This window comes from Devosia sp. Leaf420 (genome assembly GCF_001425445.1).
Classification (GTDB): domain Bacteria; phylum Pseudomonadota; class Alphaproteobacteria; order Rhizobiales; family Devosiaceae; genus Devosia.
Map to the genome: position 1 here is coordinate 1 of NZ_LMQU01000016.1, position 19,387 is coordinate 19,387.

A 19,387-nucleotide genomic window follows, 5' to 3' on the forward strand; every position below is an offset into this window, starting at 1 on the left:
CCCGGCACCACCTCTAGCAATTGGAAACTTCTATCACTGGGCATAGGAGCAGACATAGAAACTCACACCGTCATCAAATCAGACGTGCAAATAATCCAACTCAAGCCAATGCGTCAGACGGGGGCGCCTTGGCGCTTACCGTCAATCAGGAGCAAAAGAACTGGCTGTTCGATACGCTGTCACGCGCAATGCCGGAGGGTGTCGCAGGCAGCAACATCGCGGTGTGGGGTTTGGCGTTCAAGCCCAATACCGATGACATGCGCGAGGCTCCGAGCCTTACCCTGCTCCAGTCGCTCTGGGAAGCAGGTGCGCGGGTACAGGTCTTTGATCCAAAGGCTCAGGAAGAAGCGCAGCGCATATTTGGGGACCGCCCTGACCTTGTCTACGCAGCAAACGCCAATGATGCACTGGCCGGCGCAGAAGCCCTCGTGATCTGCACGGAATGGAACGCCTTCCGCAGCATCGATTTCGCGGCTGTCAAAAGCCGTTTGACAAGGCCTTTGATTGTCGATGGCCGAAATCTCTACAATCCGGCTGCGGTCGCCGATGCCGGTATCGAATACTACTCAGTTGGTCGACCGCACCGTTCGGCGCGGTCCAACTGACGTTACAATAGTTAAACGCCTTGCCTGGAAGTCCTCCAGGCAAGGGTGCTACATCTTCCTGATTACAGCGATAATTCTCTCGACCTGTTCTTTTGTCAGGTTGGAACCTGACGGCAGGCAGAAGCCACGCTCGAACAGCCCGGTCGAAACTGACTCGTTATCGTGCGGGAAGTACTGTGCGTCGGCAAATACGGGCTGCATGTGCATCGGTTTCCAGACAGGCCGAGCTTCGATCAACTCGTTTGACAGCAGGCCGATCACATCGGACGCAGAGCGGTTGGTCACGTCTGGCCGGATGGTGGCCGCGGTAAGCCAGTGTGTCGAGTTGCTCCACTCAGGCTCGGGCATCAGCTCCAGCCAATCAATGTCGGCAAGCCCTTCGCTATAAAGATCGAACACCGCTCGACGGGCGGCGACGCGATCGTCCAGCATGCGCAATTGCCCGCGGCCAACACCGGCCAGGATATTGCTCATGCGGTAATTGTAGCCAATCGTTGAATGCTGATAATGTGGCGCTGGATCTCGGGCCTGCGTTGCCAAGAAGCGCGCTCTCTGGGCTAACTCGCGTTCCTCGGTAATGAGCATTCCGCCACCCGAGGTCGTGATAATTTTGTTGCCGTTGAAAGAGAAAATGCCGAGGCGGCCAAAGGTGCCGGAGGGTCGCCCCTTGTATTTGGCACCCATGGACTCGGCCGCGTCTTCGACTATGTCCACGCCATACTGCCGGCAAAGCTCCTGAATCGGGTCCATGTCGGCACTCTGGCCGTAAAGGTTGACTACGATCACTGCCTTGGGCAGCTTGCCGGCGCGCTTGGCGCTCTCCAAAGCCCTCTCCAACGCCTTTGGCGACATGTTCCAGCTGTCTGGCTCGGAGTCGATGAGAACCGGCCTGGCGCCCTGGTAAGCGATCGGGTTCACACTGGCTGCGAAAGTCAGCGACGAACAAAAGACGGTGTCTTCGGGACCGACACCAAGCAACAAAAGCGACAGATGAATGGCCGCAGTGCCTGAACTCACCGCCACGCCATGCTTGCTGCCGATCAATTCAACGACTTCGTTCTCGAAGGCATCCACATTGGGTCCGAGAGGCGCAATCCAGTTGGTGGTGAATGCCTGCTGGACGAAATCTAGTTCACTTTCGCCCATATGCGGTGTGGACAACAGGATCTGGTCGTCGATGCGAGAGCGTTCAACCACGTCGATGGCTTTGCCGTTCGCGTCGAGGACGACCAGATGGTTGATCACATGCTGGTTCATGAGCGAGAGGGCGTCGCGGCGGGTATATTTCTCGTCAATGACGATGGACGACGCCTTGGGCAGTCCGTCGAGAGACGATTCGATGGTGCTGCCGTCAATCATGAGTCTACGGATATCGCCATCGGTAACAGTACGTTCGAACGTTCCATCCGCACGCACGAGCAAGACGATGCCGCCACCGGTCGCATTCAGGATTGCCAGGACTTCGCGTACCTGGGTTTCACGGCTCACGCTGATAGATTGAACGTTCAAGTTCTTGTCTCATGAAGTTGCCGCGCGGGTACGCCAGCATAGGTGGAATTGGCAGGAACATCCCGGTTAACAACCGAGCCGGCCCCAACGACTGCATTTAGACCGATTGTGACTCGTGGCAGAATGTTCGCGCCGGCCCCGACCAATACATTGGCGTGAACGATCACGCCACCGCCGAGGGTCGATCCGGGAGCAAGATGTGCGAAATCATTTACAACGCAGTCGTGGTCGACGATCGAACCGTGGTTGACGATACAAGCCAAGCCAACTTCGGCATCAGGACCTATCACAGCGCATGCGGCAATAAAACAGCCGTCGCCGACCCGGCTAAGGTGGGACACGACCGATCGCGGATGAGCGATCGTGAAGAACGCTGCGCCTCTGGTCTGGAGCAATGCAGCAATACGACCACGGGCCGCGTTGCTGCCGATGGCGATATGTACGGGCTGATCAACAGGGCTCTCGGACGACAGCCGTTGGATCGGCTGCCCAAAGAACGTGCCACCGACCGCACTCTCGTCTTCTGTCATGAAGTCAATTGCCGAGGCCGTCCAGCCTTGCGCCAGAAGGGCATCGACCACTACCTTGGCATGGCCGCCCGTCCCGATCATCGTCAGGCGCTCAGTAGGCATTGACCTTTGCTCCAAGCGTATGGAGGTCGACATCGCGCAGAAGGCCAACAATGCGTTGTCCAGCCTTTCCGTCCCCGTAGATATTCACCGAAGGCCAACGTCCTTGCCGCAGTGCAAGATTGAGCGCTTCTCCGATCTGAGCCTTTGAGGCGCCGGGGGTGTCGATGACATTGTCATTGCGATCTCGCATGTTCTGACGAGTACCGACATTGACCACGGGCGTACCGAAGGAAGCCGCTTCGATGATGCCGCTGCTTGAGTTGCCAATGAGAACATCGGCATGGCGCACGAAAGACACGAAATCTGCTCGCGGAACATGTTTCATGACAACTGGGCCACCCGCGGATGACGCTCTGCGGTCCAGAACGTCCCCGATTTCTTGGCCACCGGCATCCGAGTTTGGCTTGAGCGCGAGCACCTGTAGTTGCGACTGCTCCAGGGCATCCAACATCCAGCCGATCGTCTTGGCACCAATTGCTGTTTCCTGCACCACAGGGTGGTAGAGCAACACGGCGGTCGGACGGGTCTCATCCAGGCCAGAGGCAGAAAAAAGCGCGCTGCGATCGGTACTGGCAAGCTCGACAAGGCCGTCGAGGCCGGGAGCTCCGGTGATGTGGATATTGTCGGGGTTTTCACCCATCCTTATTAGCCGCTCTCGACTGCCGGCCGTCGCCGCGAAGTGGAGATGGGACAGTTTGGAGATCGCGTGGCGGATAGGCTCGTCGATCGTACCGGACAGTTCTCCGCCGTGAACATGTGCGACCGGAATGTTGAGGTGTAGTGCGGCAGTCGCTGCGGCCAGCATTTCTCCTCGATCGCCCAAGACCAGAACGACGTCAGGACGGCTAGCCTCAAGCTGTTCTGTGATGCCCGTCAGCATTCGACCGACATTTCGAGCCATCAGGCCGCCGCTCGGAGGTCCCGCCTCTATGGGCACGATGCCGGCAATGTTCAGCCCTGAGGCACGAACTTCATCGATGGTGTTGCCGTAATCAGGGAACAGGTGCATGCCTGTCGCGATGACATCAAGGGCAAGTCCGGGTTCTCCGGCTATGCTCAGCAGCGTCGACAGCATCAATCCAAAGTCCGCGCGGGTACCCGTAATATAGGCGATGCGGCGGACTGACGTCATGCCAGATCAACCCATTCCAGTGTGTGTCCAGCAGGAAGATCACGCGCAGCTACGCGCCCAACGACCTTTCCGAGGTCTTTTGGTTCGATGCCATTACCGGGACGCATCAGTCTGACAACGTCACTGGTGAGCGCAGACCCCTTGGGCACATCACTTATGACGGTAACGCTTCGCCGCACCAATGCCCGGACCGGCAGTTCCGCAGCCGTTGGTGCCTTGATGCCATCGCCCATGGCAGTTTCTATGGCGCGGATATCCCGGACCATTGCCGTGAGTTCCGCGGGCTCGAGCGATGCTGCGTGATCGGGGCCAGACATGGTTTTGTCGAGCGTAAAATGCTTTTCGATGACGCGGGCACCCATGGCAACCGCGGCTGTCGGCATTGCAATTCCCAGCGTGTGATCGGAATACCCGATCGGCAGACCAGTTTCTCGCTGGATAGTGATCATGGCTCGCAAATTGACGTCTTCGGCCGCAGCTGGATAGTTGGATGTGCAATGGAGGATGGTTACGATATCCGCCAATGCGCCATGCAGGCCCAGTCGGCTGCGTTCGTCTGCGATCGCGTTCACAGCCTCCTGCACTTCAGCGAGCGAAGCCATGCCGGTGGATACGATAAGCGGCAGATCCTTTTGCGCCATATAGCGCAGGAATGGAATATTGGTCAGTTCGCCCGAGGGAACCTTGATACGCCTGATGCCGGCGGCAACAAGCATATCCAGCGCTTCCTCGTCGAAGGCGGTCGACATGAATTCGATCCCGCGCTCGGCACTTCGTTCCACTAATCGATGATGAAGCTCCTCTGACATTTCCAGAGCTTTGAGCATGTCGTACTGGTCGCCATCGCCGGTGGCCTTGACCTGATACTCAGCCTTCGCCGCGCCGCGCCGCGCCAATTTGTCGGCGGTAAAGGTCTGGAACTTTACGGCATCGGCGCCAGCATCGGCAGCGATGTCCACCAGCCGGAGTGCTTTTTCTGGGTCGCCGTTATGGTTGACCCCGGCTTCCGCGATTATGAAAGTGGCCATGTGTGGTGCTCGTAAAATGCTGCAAGGGTTTCGGCGGCTATCCAGTCGGCGATCGTGTCGATGTCGAGTGCTTCACACGGATCATCGCAGACAATACCGGCGGTTTCGGCCGGGAAGAAGGTTTTCTCCGCAATAAGCGTCTCGGTGCGGATCACATAAAGGTTGCCGGCAATGGCATAGGCAGGTGGCAGATCTTGCGTGCGGAGCCGCGTCTGGTTTCGATCGCCATCGATATAGGCTTTCATCCTGGCGCCGTTCTCCAGCGTATAGACATGGAACGGGTGGCTCGCAGCTGGTGCAATGCCCACTGCGGCTGGAACACCGCCATGCTCTATTCGGTCAAGGGCCTCGCGCCATCGTTCAAGCTTGCGGATTGGCGAGGTGGGCTGCAGCAGGGCGATTCTATCGTAGCGATGCCCGGCCTGTTCTTCCTGCGCGATTGTGTGCAGCGCCATCTCCACCGACCCTGCTGTGTCGCTGGAAAGTTCGGGCGGCCTTAACCAGGGGACGTCGATACCCTCGTCGCGCGCAACCCCAGCAATACGCTGGGAATCCGTTGATACGACGATCTTGTCGAACAAGCCCGCGCCGCGTGCAAAGCGGATTGTCCATGCGATCAGTGGCGTTCCAAGAAACAGCCGTAGATTTTTGTCGGGCACGCGCTTGGAGCCAGCGCGAGCAGGGATTATTGCCAGCGTCGACATTACATCTCGACGAAGTGGCGGAGCGCGCGCAGCCCTATTTCGCCGCTTCGCTCCGGGTGAAACTGGGTTGCCACGATATTGTCGCGGGCGACTGCGGCGCAGAGCCTGTGCCCCCCATAGTCGCATTCGGCAAGAATGTCGGCTTTATCCGCAGGAACGGCGCAGAACGAGTGGACGAAATAGACAGCAGGATCGATTTGGGCCAATGGCTCAAGAAGCGTTCCCGCCCACGAGCGGTTCGTGTGTTCAGGCACAAAAAGTTTGTCCCAACCGATATGGGGCACGCGTTGCGGTTGGCCATCCACCGTCTGATCAGGGACAGCCCGAACCCAACCGGTTAGCAGTCCCAACCCGTTCGTGTCGCCAAACTCTTCGCTGCCCTCGAACAACATCTGCATGCCTACGCAGATGCCCAGCATGGGCCGACCCGTAGCGACGAAATCCCTGATCGCGTCTGAGTGGCCGCGGCGATTGAGCTCGTGCATGCTATTGGAGAATGCGCCGACACCCGGGACGACAAGCCGCTCTGCGCTCCGTGCCTGGGCAGGATCTTCCGTGATCGTCAATTGCGCGCCGACATGTTGGAATGCGCGTGCAACATTGAGCATGTTGCACATGCCGTAATCGAGGAGAGTAATCGCAGCCATTACACGGTTCTCACTTGGATGCCGGCTTCGACAGCTGATTTGCGTATTTCGGAGACTGTCAGGTGTTCGTAATGCAGAACATGTGCTGCGGCAATTGCGTCGACATCGTTGTTCGCGGCCGCCTTGAAATGAGCCATGTTACCCATGCCGCCGCTCGCAATAATGGGCACTTTGACTGCCTTGCGAACAGAGCGGATAAGGTCAAGATCGAACCCCTTCGCTGTGCCCTCCATATCAATGGAGGTGAGCAGGATTTCGCCCGCGCCAAGCGAAACACCCTGCTGCGCCCAGCTCACGACGTCCAGTCCCGTGCGCTCACGCCCATTGTCCGTATAAACCTCCCAATGTCCCGGGCTGGTCGACTTGGCTTCGATCGAGAGCACCATGGCCTGAGAGCCGAAGTGCCGAGCCACATCGGAGATAAGCTGAGGATTGGAGACGGCTGCGGTATTGATAGCAACTTTATCACCCCCCGAGCGCAGGATATGCTGAGCATTTTCGACCGAACGGATGCCGCCCCCGACAGTAATGGGGATAAAGATCTGGTCAGCCGCACGCGAAATGATGTCGGAGAGATTGTTGCGACCATAAAGGCTGGCAACGACATCCATATAAATCAGTTCGTCGGCGCCATCCTGATAGTACTTTAGGGCATAGGCTTGTGGGTCCCCAATTACGCGGAGACCTTCCAGCCGAACTCCCTTGATCAGGTTCTTGCCCTTGATATCCAGCCGGGGAATGATTCTCACATTGCTCAATTGTCTGCCGTTATACCGGTTGGTGTAAATTCTTGTTTTCTGAATTGGCACAGAACGAGCGAATTGCCAAACGCTCACGTGCGATCAGGTCTGAGGAGGAATATTTCCCGCCACTAATGACGCGGGTGTCTCATCCATGGTTGCTCTTCCCGTGGCCGCGTCGGCAAGAAGCTGCGCCATAACGCCCGCTTGGCGCGCTCTGGAATAAGGAGCGACAGCCGTCAGGGCGCTTTGCTGCATGGAACGATAGAGCGCAAGATCATCTCGCAGGGCAACGATGTGGGCGACGGCAGCATCGATATCGCCAGCGGCAAGATTATAGCCACAGCCGTGATGGCTGACGAAATCGCCCGCATCACTCCGCGGCGCGACAAGGGTCGGCATGCCCAGCCCAAGATATTCCCAAACCTTCACCGGGAAGGAGTCCGCGGATATTTCCTCGTCCTTGCGCAAGGAAATTCCGACATGGCACCGTGCCACTTCCTCGATTGTGCGCTCCTGCGACAGGCGGCCGAGAAAACGGATATTCGGCACGTCCACATTTTCGAACAAGCCGGCGTCGCGTCCGTAGCCGATCACGACAAGGTCGATGTCGTGGGCTGCAAGTTGTCGACCGACGGCCAATAGAGAGGCATTGTCCTGAAAATAGCCGAGGACGCCATGGAAGCACACGGTGAAGCGCTGGTGTAGGTCCGGCGCTACGCTCTCACGGCCGCGCGAATAGCCGTTGATGATGGTATGAACTGGCACCTGAACGCCTTGGAGGCGCAGCGTCTTAGTGAGGCCCTCAGTTGCTGCGATGATCACGGTTGCGCCGGCATAAGCCCGCCGGGAAAGCCCCGTGAAAATCCTGGCAAGAAAACCTCCGGGCTTGACCAGCCCGGCGGCAATGTAGGCCTGCGGATAGATGTCGCGAACGTCTAGCGCGTAGCGAATACCACGCAGCTTCAGAGCGAAAACGACGACCAGCATAGCCAGATAGCTCGGCGTAGAAACGAGCCAGAATACATCTCGATCGCGCCCGAATGCCTTGATGGCCAGGCGCAGGCCAAGAAGCAATTCGCCGCCGAGGCGTGCGAGCAAGCGTTGATTTCCCGCCGACTGATTGCCGACAGATATCAGCTCGACACCATCGATGGGCGTGGGCTCGGCCGTGGCACAGTAAACAGTGACAGGACCAAATGCTCCCTCGGCGACAAGGGCGCGCACGAATGCATCACCGCGCGGTGCGCTGCCGCCGCCGCTCGAAGGCGGCATTGTCTCGTAGATCAGAGCAATGGCCTGAGTCACCCGGTGCTCCTTCAGCGATACCGGCGACGCTTGTAGATTGCCACCAGCCTTTGCGCCAATTTGGCATAGGACGGATAAGCGAAATGGCTTACCGGTGGCCGGCTCAGATATTCCGCGAACTCCTGCTGCGAGAAGCCCAGCTTCTTGCACACATATTCTGTGTCGTGCACGAGTGCTTCGGCGGGGTAGGGAGAACCCGCAAGCTCAGCCAAGGCTTCGTCACGCGTTACTTCTCCATTCATAATGAGATCGGAGAGATGGATCCGCCGCTTGTCCACATTGAATTTGGTGGGTAGGATATGGGCTTGGTAGAATTTGGTGAACACCGACTCGTAGTGCTTGCCGCCATAATATCGCCAGCCCAGCTCGGTCTGCAGCGTTTCGATCGCGCCTGACTTGCTGTAGGGTAGATAATTGAGAATGCTTACCGAACTGGTCTTGCGCACATAGTTCTGCCAGGCCATGCGCCAGATGCTGATCGTTGGATAGTGTTTGATCGGCATCGTTCCAAAGCGTTTGTGGATCGATTTCAGGTTCAGCAGATCGAATTTGAAGTGCTGCCAGCTCTTCGGCATGATCGACTCTGTCGCAGCATTGGTGCCCGACAGGATCGTTTTGATCCCATGTTTGTTGGCGATGTCGAACATGGATGCGAAAATGGCATGGTCGGTCACCATCTCGATATCGATCACATCGGCTTTGAAGTACGAGCGCTGAATATCGCGGAACTCATCCCAGTCGATGACGAAAGTCATGAGGTCGAGACCAAGATGCTTGACGATACGCTCGATATTCTCGACCGCCAGCTCAGAATTCCAGCCATTGTCGAAATGCACAGCGAGCGGCTTCAGGCCCAACTTAACGGCCTGATAGGCTACATATGAACTGTCCACGCCGCCGCTGAGGCCAACAATGCAGTCATATTCCCCGGATGCGCGGGCCTTGATCCCACGAACCACTTCTGCAAGCTGCTCCGACGCGTCGGGACGCTGAGCTGGAATCGATGCAACCTTCTCTTCATGCCCGCGGCAGTGATGGCAGATGCCATGCTCATCGAAGGTGATGTCAGGGTCAGTCGTGTCCATGACACAGCGCACACACACCGTCGTACTATCCGTCATGGCGGCGAAACTCATATTTGACATGCTCAAACGAATGCCTTGCGCAGGTCGCTGGGAGAGGGATAGCTGATCAACACAGCTCGATGTTTGCCTTGGAACACGAAAAACGCGCCGGCTGCAACGGCCGATGCTCCGGAATTGCGTATTGCCGAGACCATATCCGGTAGGTCCTTGGCACCACCCGATGCAATGAGCGGCACCTTCAGACCTTTGGAAACCCGGCTGATAAGATCGTGATCATAGCCCTGGAGGGTTCCGTCCCGCTCGACGCTGGTCAGCATGATCTCTCCCGCACCGGCCTCGTCACAGGCACGGGCAAAGCTCACAGGGTCCATGCCGGTTCGCTTCTGTCCACGGTTTCCGACAACCTCATAGCCACCAAGTAGTTTCTTGCGCGCATCGATCGACACAACGATGGCCTGACTGCCGAAGGTCCGTGCCGCTTCGCTGATCAGCGACATGTTGGCAACGGCGGCGGTATTCAACACCACCTTTTCGACGCCGATGGACAGTATCTTCTCGATATCATGGAGAGAGGAGATGCCCCCCCCATAGGCAAGCGGCATGAAGCACTCACTTGCCGCATCACGAATGACCTCGAATGCAGGCCCTGCTCCCTCGCCCGACCGAGTGATGTCGAGCAAGATGAGTTCATCGACTTCCTTGTCGTTGAAGATCCGAATGGCGTTGATCGGATCACCCACATATTTGGGATCCTTGAACTGGGTGGTCTTGACCAGACCGGTGCCCCGCAGAAGCAGGGTGGGTATGACACGAGGCAACATCAGGCAGTCATTTCCGAGAAATTCCTGAGTAGCCACATGCCGAACTTGTGGCTCTTTTCAGGATGAAACTGCATCCCAACCAGATTTCCACGCCGGTACGCGGCCGTGTAAGGCGTCGCGCCAAATGGCGCTGTGAGTAGTATGTCCGAGGGATCGTCGCATACGACATGATAGGAGTGCACGAAGTAAAAGCGCGTGTCAGGCCGCATGTGGGTTGTCATGGCATCGAGCTTGGTCGGCGTGACTTCATTCCAGCCCATGAATGGAACACGCTGCTCGCTGGTGGTCGGCTGGAACCGTATCGCTTTAGCCGGCACCCAGCCAAGGCCGGGCTGCTGTCCCTCTTCGCTGCCCTGCGTCATCAGTTGCATGCCGAGGCACACACCCATGACCGGCACCTTTTCGACCAGCGCCTTGTGCGTCAGGATGTCGACGAGCCCGCGAGCATGCAGATTACGCATACCGGCATCAAAAGCACCGACGCCGGGCAATATGATGCTGGCTGCATCCTCGATATCCTGCGGCGTACCGGCAACCTTGAAAGGAATTGAAAGGCGCTTGAGCATATTCTGCATCGAGCCAAGATTGCTCACACCTGAGTCAATAACCGTGATCATCAGCTACCACCATCACCACTGCTCACCCCATGGTCGCGCAGAAATCTAGCATAATTCATCTGCCAATTCGGCGCCCAAAGCTTATCGGCCGCCGAGCCGAGGCGGGACGAAGGTTGGCCTAACTTTGCCGCCAGCTCTTCCGCCGTCGTGAAAGTCTCGAAAAGATGCTCTCCCAACGCAAATTGCGACTTGGGCGTATCCCATACAAAGACGCGCTTCGCCAACCCTGCAGCCTCGAACAAGCCGGTGGACGTTTCCCCGATCACTGCTGCCACACCAGCCATGGATGCACTGATATCGGGCACCTGATCGATAGCGATAGTTTCAGCGATCACCATCTTGCTGATCTGCTGCCGCTCAAGCGGGTGCGGTCGAAAAATCAGACGCAGTCCGGCAGGAGATACGGCTTTCGCCAAGGTGGCCGCCATCTTAAGGCTCGCCGTTGTATCTAGGCCATCACCCAAGAAAAGCACGACATCGCTGCGCGAGCCTTCGGGCTCAAGGCCCTCCAATGCATAGCTGCGGTGTGGATTGCCTACCGTAACGCGCTCTACAGGCAGGCACATCTGCTGATTCCACCAATCTCCATAGGTCAGGAGATAGCGCGGCAGGCAGTGACGGAGCGCAGGTAGATCGAGCACGTCCGGACTGAAATTGTAGGCGTCGTGTCCGCGGGAGATAAGGCCGTGCTGATACTCAGCGGTGACGATGTTCAAATGGTTGGCCGCCGCCATCACGGTGGCGCCACCAGCATAGCAAGCTTCTTCCTTGAGCAGAATTTTGGTACCCAGACGCCTGAGCATGCCGATGTAGGCGGTATAGAGATGCGGCAACTCGCTTGCTCGGGCAGCAAGCCGTCGCTCCAGCAAACTCAGACGCTCGCCATCTAGAGCATAGCCGAGCAGGTCCTCGGAACGCTTGGCAGCTATTGCGAGCACGCTCTTTGCAATCTCTTGAAATTCGGCGCGGGGGGCAAGCCGGGACCTTAGCACCGCTGTTGCCTGTAGCGGCATATGATAGCGTATGGGCGACACGACCCTTGGAGCCCGCCAATTCCATTGAAACTGGTCCTCGATCAGCAGTGTCGCGCTTGGATTGGCCCGCACGAAGTGATCCGCAAGCCGGTTCATCCAGCCGCCATCTGAATGGATCATGCCAACCGCCGTGGCCATCACCGTCACCGGGGCCTTCGGGAATCCGACGCGCATGTTATTGATCAGCGAGCGGACAGCGGTGTTCAGCATTCGCGACTTAGGCGCAGCCACGGCTGAGGATGGCACGATGGGCTGGGCGTAATATTTGTCCGACATGATAACGCGGAACAGGTGTGTGCGAATGAGCTGCCAGTACGGCACGCCAGAAACGGGGCAAACGTAGCCCCATAGTTCCGGGTCGGCCTCTATCACCAATAGATCGCTAAGTGTGCCGGTGGTCACGCTGCGGCCCTTCCGGCCCGGAACCTAGGTAGCCAAGGCATTGGGTGAACCTTATGGGCGAGCGCCCAAGTCGATACAAACAGAACGAATTGCGACGCTGCAAAGGCCTGTGCCGCGCCAACAAGGCCATTGGTGGAGAGGAGAAGATAGGACAGGCCGGCATTTATAAGGCCCACGGACAATGTCAGTCCGGCCAGCCAAGCAGTCTTGCTGGCAAAAAAAATGTAGTTCACGACCATCAGGTACATGCCGCCGAAGCAATAGCCGAGCGCGATCCAGCCAATCAACGGCGCCGCAGCCTGGAATTCCGGACCAGCGATAACGGATGTCAGCAGAGGGGCGGCCAAGGCGGCGAACAGTGCGCCGACCAAAAGCAGTAGACCATAGAGATAACTGAGGCGAACAATGGCGGCATCGCGGGTCTTGTCCTTCTGCTTCAGCGCTTCGATGAGCCAAGGGGCCAAGGCGCGGTTCATTGCATCAGTCAGCAAGCCAATCGCCATTCCCATCTGCACGGCAACCATGTAGACGCCCGTTTCGGCGCTGCCGATAAGCGACGAAATCATCACTCGATCGCTCATCGTCAAGAGCATGCCGCCAATCGCATGGGGCACGAGAGGCAGGCCAAAATGGAGCGCGTTTCGCACGTAGTCTCGGCTCGGCTGCGACGCCAACAGTCCGGCACGCTTGAGGCTAATCACAGCTATCCCCGCCAGAATGACTGCCGCGGCAACCATTCCGAAGACTCGTCCATGCCAAGCAAGACCTAGACCCAAGACCAAAAGCAAGGAAAGTCCCAAGTCGAGGCCGGACTGTTGCAACCGGAAGGTGCCGAAACTCCAAGCCTGTTTGGCCGACTGCCAGATTGCCAGTCTTATCTGGATAATAAAGAGCGCACAGGACATAGCCATGGCGACGATAAGAATGGTCAGGGGCAGGCCGGTGGCGCGCTCTATCAATGGGCTGAACAGAACAACCAGAAGCAGAACTGCGGCGGTGCTGCAGGCCAGGATAACGAGGCTGCTGGTCACATAGCGCGGGAAGTCCAGACTATCCCTTTCGAAATAACGCATGCCGACAGCACCATGAACACTCAGGCCGGTCAACGCGCCCAGTGCTGTGACCAGCACGCTGAACATGCCAACGAGACCATATTCGGTAGGAGTCATGGCGCGCGTCAGCAATGGCATCAGCAAAAGCGGCAAACCTGCCGCTATGCCGGTGGTCGTAGCGTAAATCAGGGCAGAACCAATGAGCGCCCGAGCAAATTTCATTGCTCGAAGAATTCCCCGATCGCCTGGCAGACCGCGTCTACATCATCGGAACCGAGATGTTCCCCTATCGGTAGGCTCAACAGCTGATCGGACGTTCGGGTAGCGAACATGTCCTCCTCAGCTTGCGCGTGGTTCTGATAGGCAACAAGGCGCGGCAGGGCGATGGGATAGTGCACGCCGGTCTGAATATTGCGCTTGGCCAGGAATTCCGCGAGTTCATCACGCTTCGCAGTCCGCACCACAAACAGATGATAAACCTGCCGTGCCCAATTCATGCGAACCGGTGTCACGAGGTCACCAATGCCGGCAAGTCGAGCAATGTATCGGTCCGCTACGGCGATACGGTGGTTGGTCCAGTCGTCCAAGTGCTTGAGTTTGGCGCTGAGGATTGCGGCTTGGAGACCATCAAGCCGTGAATTGCGCCCCTCGAACTCGTGGTTGTATTTTGCGATACGACCATGATTGGCAATCATGCGGAGGCGCTTTGCCAGTTCCGCGCTGCCCGTGGTGATGGCTCCTGCATCGCCATAGGCGCCAAGATTCTTGCCGGGATAGAAGCTGAAGGTTGCAACGTCGCCGATGGTGCCAACCTTCTTCCCGTCAAATTGGGCGCCATGAGCCTGCGCACAGTCTTCGATGATCCGCAAATCGTGCTCGTTTGCGATCTTGGCCAGTTCTGCCATGTCGCAAGGATGCCCATAGAGATGAACCGCCATGATGGCCTTGGTTCGATCCGTTATCTTCTGGCGCACGCTCTCGGGGCTGATGGTGTAGCAGCCAGGATCAACATCGGCGAATACAACCACATGCCCGGCGCGTGATACGGCTTCCGAACTGGCGATGAAGCTATTTGCGGGGACGATGATTTCCGAACCAGGGGGCAGGTCGAGTGCCTCTATGGCAATCTCGATGGCATCGGTGCCATTTCCAACTCCGATGCAATGCTCAGCGTCCACCCATGCAGCAAAATCAGCCTCGAACTGCGCGACATATTTGCCACCGATAAAGGCGGACTGAGCGATGACATCGGCTATCGCGCTGTCAATTTCCGTCTTGATGGAATTGTACTGGGCATTCAGGTCCAGGAACTTAATCATCAATTTTCCTCAAAAAACGCGCCGGATTGCCGACGTAAATGCCTGGTTGGTCGATATCGCGCGTCACGGTCGCACCGGCGCCAATGACAACATCATCGCAGATGCGCACCGGCAGGATTGTTGCGTTGCTGCCGATGGAGACCCTGTCCCCAATTCGGGTAGACTTCCACAAGGTCTTATCGCCGCGCGCAGGACCGCCCTTGGCAAACAGGTCATTGATAAACATGACGCCGTGTCCAACAAAGCAGTCGCAACCGATATCGACGAATTCGCAGATAAAACTGTGGGACTGGACGCGCGTCCGAGCGCCGATGGTAACGGATTTCTGAATCTCGACGAAGGGACCGACGAAGACATCGTTACCCAGGCTGCAGCCATAGACATTGGACGGCTCAACGACGACGACACGCTCACCGGCCGTAACGTTCTTCAGTCCAACCTGCCGCAACTCGATTGCCATCAGTCGCGCCCCAGCCTGGTGACATGGTCCGACGAACCGACTTCAACCGGCTTACCGGTTTCGACGGATTCATAAATTGCATTGATCAACTGCAGGCTGCGACGTCCAGCTTCGCCGTCGATGACATATTGCCGGTCATTGCTGATGGCATCGACCACATGCTCATAATAAGCTTGGTGGCCGAACCCATACACATTGGGCGGATTAACCGAGTGGGTTTCTATAACATCGGCATCGCTCGGCCCTGCGTCCAGAAAGTTCCAGACTTTCAGCTTGTTGACGGCAAAGCCGCCAATTTCTACCGCCCCGCGTTCGCCGAGAAGCGAGATGGAGCCCTCAAGGTCCTTCGGTCTGACAGCTGTCGTCGCCTCGATGATACCAAGTGCACCATTCATGAACTCGAGCACAACGACTGCCGTATCTTCTGCCTCGATATCCACTAGGGCGGTCGAGGTCTTGGCGAAGACACTTCGAACAGGCCCCATCATCCACTCAAGCAGGTCCACATGATGGCTTGCCTGGTTGGTCAGCACGCCACCGTCAAACCGCCAGGTCCCGCGCCAATTATCCTGAGCGTAATAGGACTGATCGCGGGACCAGCGCACCCTAACGGTTCCCATGACGAGCTTGCCGAAGCGTCCTGCTTCCAGCGCTTCACGCAGCTTGGTAACGGGCACATTGAAGCGGTTCTGCTTGACCACGAACAGCCGGATATTGGCGGCTTTGCAGGCGGCGATCATTTTGTCGGCGTCAGCGACGGTCAAGGCCATCGGCTTTTCGACGATGAGATGCTTTCGGTAGGGGGCGAGCGCTATGACATGCTCCGCATGACGACCGCTTTCCGTCAGGATCGTCACCACGTCAGGCTGCTGTTCGGCCATCATCTGATGGACATCTGTATAGTATGGCACGCCGAACTTTTCACCGATCGTCCGCGCCTTCTCAATATCGAGATCGCAAACGCACGCAAGTGTCGCCCCTTCGATCTGCTTATATCCGAGCAACTCGGAGTGCCGCTTGGCGATGCGTCCGCATCCCATCAGTGCAAAACGAAGCATTGGTTCTCCTAAGGCCAAAAGCCAAGTTGATTTAATGGGCCTTCTCGACGACAGGCGCGCCGCCTTCGGAAACAGCGGAGGTGCCGTCTTCCTGGATGAGACCAAACAAGATGCCACGAGCAGCACTTTCGTCGCGATCAGCGAGTGCTGCGGTCAGGCGCTCCATGGCGTGACCAATCTCCTGCAACCCGGCTTCGAAACCCGGCGCACGCATGATCTTGGGATGGGTCGTCATCTCCGCATTTGCCTGATCGTAGAAGAGTTCCTCGAACAGCTTCTCGCCCGGCCGCTTGCCTGTCACGACAATTTCGATATCCCCGTCGGGATTGGCCGCATCGCGCACCTTCAGGCCAGCAAGTCTGATCATGTTCTCCGCAAGGCTGCTTATCAGCACAGGCTCACCCATATCGAGCAGAAAGATGTCTCCGCCTCTCGACAAGGCGCCGGCCTGGACGATCAGTTCTGCGGCTTCATGGATCGACATGAAATAGCGCGTCATAGTTTCGTCTGTCAGCGTCAATGGCCCGCCGCGGCGAATCTGCTCCTTAAAGAGTGGTACGACGGAGCCATTGGAGCCTAGAACATTGCCAAAACGCACGGCGGAAAACCGCTGGCCAGTTCCCTTCGCCACTGCTTCGGACGCTTTTTGCTCGACGATGAGTTCGGCCCAGCGCTTAGTTGCGCCCATGACGTTCGTGGGCCGCACGGCCTTGTCGGAGGAGATAAGGACGAAGCTTTTGACGCCTAGATCGAAAGCGATGTCGGCGACCATTTTGCTGCCGAACACATTGTTCCGGATACCCTCGAGAACATTTGCTTCGACAAGAGGGACGTGCTTGTGGGCGGCGGCATGGAACAGCACATCTACGTGGTGACGCGTTATCGCGTCTTTCACCACATCACGATCGCCTACCGAACCGAGCACTGGCACCACGGACAGGTCCGCATCGCCAGCCAACTCCCGATCGATATTGTAGAGGGCAAATTCATTGGCCTCGAACAATACCAAGCGCTGCGGCCCCCAATTGGCGATCAAGCGGCATAGCTCCGAACCAATAGAGCCACCCGCACCGGTCACCATGATCGTCTTGCCCTCGATCATCGCTCGCAGCAGCGCCGGCTCGGATGGTACGGATGAGCGGCCAAGCAATTCGTCGATGTCTATTTCGCGAATGTGGCTGATGGAGTACTTGCCCGACACCAGGTCGGAAATGGGTGGGACGGTCCGCAGCTTCACGCCGTACTGAACAAAGCTCGATACAATTTCCTGACGGCTATTTGCTGTCAGGGAGGGAACCGAGAGAATAACGTCTTGCACGCCGTAATGAGACGCTAGATGCGACATGCTCGCGCGGCTGAAAACGCGGACGCCAGCGACATCTCTACCTTGCAAAGATGCGTCATCGTCTATGAATGCCACGACGCGATGGACACCTTGGCGACGCAGGGAATTGACGAGTTGAGCTCCGGATTCACCAGCCCCGAAAATAACGACTGGCCGCTTTTTTATTTCTGAACCGGTCGAACTCCATAGGACCTTTTTTGCTATGAACCGGCTGCCACCGATCAGCATTGTAGAAATGGCCCAGTAAAGAAGTGGGACAGACCGGGGCACGACACCTCGCCCAGCCATTTCTGACAGAAACACCATTACGACCCAGCACACAGCAGCAAGGGTCGTCGCCTGGACAATCGTCCATAGCGCCCGTTCGGGCAGGTAACGAATAACTGCTCGGTAGAGACCGAGCCGAATGAATATGGGAAGGGCGACAAGCGGCGCACTGGCGATGATAACGAACTGATCGACTGTGTTGGGTGGGGACCACGACCCGTATCGCATAGCAAAACTTGCCCACAGCGCCAAAGATAGCGCCGTGACGTCAAACCCGATCAGAATAACGCGCTTCCATGGCCGAGGAAGATCGCCAATGGCGCCCATTACCGAACTATTCATGAAGTATTTTCCTGGAAGGGGAGGTGTCTACAAGGCCCGCCCCGACTAAAATGCATAAGATGACAATTGGAATACATGCGGCAGCGAAAAGGCCCCACCCCCAATTGTCGAACGTCTGCGCCAAGTAAGCCAGTGGATAGATCCAGCACAGGTTAATTGCAAGATAGATCAGTGTGGTGCGCCGATGCCCCCCTGGAAGCCGGGACAGCTTCTGGTAGGCATGCGTGCGGTGAGCCTTGAACCCACTCTCGCCCCGCAGAATCCGCGTAAGAAGCGTCATCGTGGCATCGCATACGAATAAAGCCGAAAGAATGAGAGCTGCAGGCATGTCGAGCCGCCCAGCAGCAATTAGCCCCAGAAAAATGCAAAATATGGCCATCGCCAAGAAGTTGCTTCCAGCATCACCCATGAATATCCGCGCGGGTGGCCAGTTCAGCACAAGGAAACCACTGGCGCAGGCTAGCACCACAAGATCGAGGAGTAGGAAGCTCTCTAGTCCCGACGCCGACACGTTGCCTGATGCGAGAGAGAATGAGGCCGCTGTCATAAAGATTGCTTGGGAAGAAGCAAGGCCATCTATCCCATCCATGAAATTGAAAAGGTTGATCCACCACACGCCCGCGATCACAATTAAGGGCGCGAGCACCCAGGCGTACACAGTCAGCCCGTGGTCGAGCGTCATGCCGAAGAACAGTATGGAAACAACAGCGCTGGTTAGGCAAAAATGCACAATTAGCCTTAGTTTGGCTGGCAGGTTCAGTCGGTCGTCAAGAAACCCAAGTAGTCCCACAAGGGCACAGACGAGGACAATTCCGAAAAGTCCAGAACTGACAAACAGCCCAGCACAACAACTCACTAGAACGATAGCGAGCCCACCGCCGCTTGGCGTCGGTACGGAATGCGACGAGCGCTCGTTCGGGACCTGAACAAGACCAAGCCGCATGGCATTTTTGCGCGTCAACTCTGCGATGGCTGCAGTAGCAATGAAGCACAGCGCCATCACTAGATACAAGTTGCTAGCGGGCATAACGTCTCTGACACCGATAGTTCATATTGGCGCAAAGAGCGCGATAGGCTGTGATTTGCAAGAGCAATGCGGCAACAGGCAGTGCAAATTTGGTACTCTATCCACCATGCAGTCACAAAGACCTTCTCAGCGGCCTAATGGCACAACGCGCTGGTTTTGGCGCCCAGCGGTAAGTTCAGCTGAAAATATCGCGATAGACCGCGCGGCGCGGGCGCGCAGCGGTCTTGCGCCTAGACTCAAACTCGTGGAAGAA

The 19,387-nt window shown here is 57.2% G+C and carries 19 protein-coding genes; 1 reads left to right on the forward strand and 18 read right to left on the reverse strand.

Going from position 1 to position 19,387, the window contains the following annotated elements; translation table 11 throughout:
- Nucleotides 1-128 precede the first annotated feature (128 nt).
- Nucleotides 129-605 carry a UDP binding domain-containing protein gene (locus ASG47_RS19680; protein ID WP_061911955.1) on the forward strand — a complete coding sequence of 159 codons (477 nt, stop codon included), beginning with the start codon at nt 129-131 and terminating at the stop codon, nt 603-605.
- A gap of 48 nt (nt 606-653) precedes the next feature.
- Here ASG47_RS19680 and ASG47_RS19685 read toward each other — a convergent pair whose 3' ends face one another.
- Genes ASG47_RS19685 through ASG47_RS19770 form a run of 18 tightly spaced genes read right to left on the reverse strand, consistent with a single transcriptional unit; the run spans nt 654 to nt 19,134 of the window.
- The gene (locus tag ASG47_RS19685; RefSeq protein ID WP_061911956.1) at nt 654-2,114 is read right to left on the reverse strand and encodes an aminotransferase class I/II-fold pyridoxal phosphate-dependent enzyme; all 1,461 of its coding nucleotides are present in this window, start codon (nt 2,112-2,114) and stop codon (nt 654-656) included.
- Entirely contained in the window at nt 2,111-2,746 is a 636-nt protein-coding gene (locus ASG47_RS19690; RefSeq protein ID WP_061911957.1) for an acetyltransferase, read from the reverse strand. The genes ASG47_RS19685 and ASG47_RS19690 overlap by 4 nt, the downstream gene beginning before the upstream one ends.
- Nucleotides 2,736-3,878: a UDP-N-acetylglucosamine 2-epimerase gene (neuC, locus tag ASG47_RS19695; protein ID WP_061911958.1), complete on the reverse strand. Its 1,143-nt coding sequence runs from the start codon at nt 3,876-3,878 to the stop codon at nt 2,736-2,738. Before neuC ends, ASG47_RS19690 begins: the two co-directional genes overlap by 11 nt.
- Complete coding sequence (gene neuB / locus ASG47_RS19700) at nt 3,875-4,906, reverse strand: N-acetylneuraminate synthase (protein WP_061911959.1); 1,032 nt, start codon at nt 4,904-4,906, stop codon at nt 3,875-3,877. Before neuB ends, neuC begins: the two co-directional genes overlap by 4 nt.
- Nucleotides 4,891-5,610 (reverse strand): cytidylyltransferase domain-containing protein, encoded by a 720-nt coding sequence (locus ASG47_RS19705; protein WP_061911960.1) that lies wholly within the window; start codon nt 5,608-5,610, stop codon nt 4,891-4,893. The genes neuB and ASG47_RS19705 overlap by 16 nt, the downstream gene beginning before the upstream one ends.
- A complete protein-coding gene (gene hisH / locus ASG47_RS19710) occupies nt 5,610-6,257 on the reverse strand; it encodes an imidazole glycerol phosphate synthase subunit HisH (protein ID WP_061911961.1) in 648 nt (215 codons plus the stop codon). Before hisH (ASG47_RS19710) ends, ASG47_RS19705 begins: the two co-directional genes overlap by 1 nt.
- On the reverse strand, nt 6,257-7,093 hold the full coding sequence (gene hisF, locus ASG47_RS19715; protein ID WP_244487143.1) for an imidazole glycerol phosphate synthase subunit HisF: 837 nt from the start codon (nt 7,091-7,093) through the stop codon (nt 6,257-6,259). Before hisF ends, hisH (ASG47_RS19710) begins: the two co-directional genes overlap by 1 nt.
- A gap of 6 nt (nt 7,094-7,099) precedes the next feature.
- Nucleotides 7,100-8,305 carry a glycosyltransferase gene (locus ASG47_RS19720; RefSeq protein ID WP_061911963.1) on the reverse strand — a complete coding sequence of 402 codons (1,206 nt, stop codon included), beginning with the start codon at nt 8,303-8,305 and terminating at the stop codon, nt 7,100-7,102.
- 11 nt (nt 8,306-8,316) lie between these two features.
- Complete coding sequence (locus ASG47_RS19725; RefSeq protein ID WP_082511875.1) at nt 8,317-9,426, reverse strand: N-acetyl sugar amidotransferase; 1,110 nt, start codon at nt 9,424-9,426, stop codon at nt 8,317-8,319.
- 26 nt (nt 9,427-9,452) lie between these two features.
- On the reverse strand, nt 9,453-10,247 hold the full coding sequence (locus ASG47_RS19730; RefSeq protein ID WP_244487144.1) for an AglZ/HisF2 family acetamidino modification protein: 795 nt from the start codon (nt 10,245-10,247) through the stop codon (nt 9,453-9,455).
- Entirely contained in the window at nt 10,211-10,828 is a 618-nt protein-coding gene (hisH, locus tag ASG47_RS19735; RefSeq protein WP_061911964.1) for an imidazole glycerol phosphate synthase subunit HisH, read from the reverse strand. Before hisH (ASG47_RS19735) ends, ASG47_RS19730 begins: the two co-directional genes overlap by 37 nt.
- Nucleotides 10,828-12,264, reverse strand: coding sequence for a hypothetical protein (locus tag ASG47_RS19740; RefSeq protein ID WP_156464179.1), 1,437 nt, complete (start codon nt 12,262-12,264; stop codon nt 10,828-10,830). The genes hisH (ASG47_RS19735) and ASG47_RS19740 overlap by 1 nt, the downstream gene beginning before the upstream one ends.
- Nucleotides 12,261-13,538 carry a lipopolysaccharide biosynthesis protein gene (locus tag ASG47_RS19745; protein WP_061911966.1) on the reverse strand — a complete coding sequence of 426 codons (1,278 nt, stop codon included), beginning with the start codon at nt 13,536-13,538 and terminating at the stop codon, nt 12,261-12,263. Before ASG47_RS19745 ends, ASG47_RS19740 begins: the two co-directional genes overlap by 4 nt.
- Complete coding sequence (locus ASG47_RS19750; RefSeq protein WP_200940988.1) at nt 13,535-14,635, reverse strand: DegT/DnrJ/EryC1/StrS family aminotransferase; 1,101 nt, start codon at nt 14,633-14,635, stop codon at nt 13,535-13,537. Before ASG47_RS19750 ends, ASG47_RS19745 begins: the two co-directional genes overlap by 4 nt.
- Nucleotides 14,628-15,095, reverse strand: coding sequence for an acyltransferase (locus tag ASG47_RS19755; RefSeq protein ID WP_061911968.1), 468 nt, complete (start codon nt 15,093-15,095; stop codon nt 14,628-14,630). The genes ASG47_RS19750 and ASG47_RS19755 overlap by 8 nt, the downstream gene beginning before the upstream one ends.
- Complete coding sequence (locus tag ASG47_RS19760) at nt 15,095-16,153, reverse strand: Gfo/Idh/MocA family protein (protein ID WP_061911969.1); 1,059 nt, start codon at nt 16,151-16,153, stop codon at nt 15,095-15,097. Before ASG47_RS19760 ends, ASG47_RS19755 begins: the two co-directional genes overlap by 1 nt.
- Nucleotides 16,154-16,184: 31 nt before the next feature.
- Nucleotides 16,185-18,092, reverse strand: a complete 1,908-nt coding sequence (locus ASG47_RS19765; RefSeq protein ID WP_244487145.1) for a nucleoside-diphosphate sugar epimerase/dehydratase — start codon at nt 18,090-18,092, stop codon at nt 16,185-16,187.
- A 7-nt stretch (nt 18,093-18,099) separates the two neighbouring features.
- A complete protein-coding gene (locus ASG47_RS19770) occupies nt 18,100-19,134 on the reverse strand; it encodes an MraY family glycosyltransferase (RefSeq protein WP_061911971.1) in 1,035 nt (344 codons plus the stop codon).
- Nucleotides 19,135-19,387 lie beyond the last annotated feature (253 nt).